This is a genomic window from Brevundimonas sp. 01N35 (assembly GCF_056399785.1).
In genome coordinates, this window is the sequence record NZ_JBFTRZ010000036.1 from 1 (window position 1) to 482 (window position 482).

The window sequence follows — 482 nt, forward strand, 5'->3', positions numbered from 1 at the left end:
CCCTGTGCCCGCCCACCATGACGTTCGCCAGCATCCCGGTGCTGCAGAAGGAAGCGGCGCTGTTCGCGGAACTGGGGCCGAAACTGTTTGCCACCGAGCACGATCCGCGCGACCTGCCCTGGCGCGACAAGCATGCCGTGATGATCGGCATGGGCATGACGGAAAAGCAGGGCGGCTCCGATGTGCGCAGCAACACTACCGTCGCGCGTGCCGTGCGCGGCGAGGGCCGCGGCGCGGAGTACGCGATCACCGGGCACAAATGGTTTTTCTCCGCCCCGATGTGCGATGCCCACCTGGTGGTGGCGCGCATGGGCGCGGAGGATGGGCCGCTGTCGTGCTTCTTCGTGCCGCGCTTTCGCGACGACGGCAGCAAGAACCCGGTGCAGATCCAGCGTCTCAAGGACAAACTGGGCAATCGCTCCAACGCCAGCAGCGAAGTGGAATTCCGCGAGGCCACCGGCATCCTGATCGGCGAGGAAGGC

Annotated in this window: 1 protein-coding gene; it reads left to right on the plus strand. The window is 66.6% G+C overall.

The window, feature by feature from the left end; translation table 11 throughout:
* Positions 1-2: 2 nt before the first annotated feature.
* The coding region (locus AC1DJ5_RS14645) for an acyl-CoA dehydrogenase family protein (RefSeq protein ID WP_477021073.1) at positions 3-482 on the plus strand (480 nt) is incomplete at its 3' end.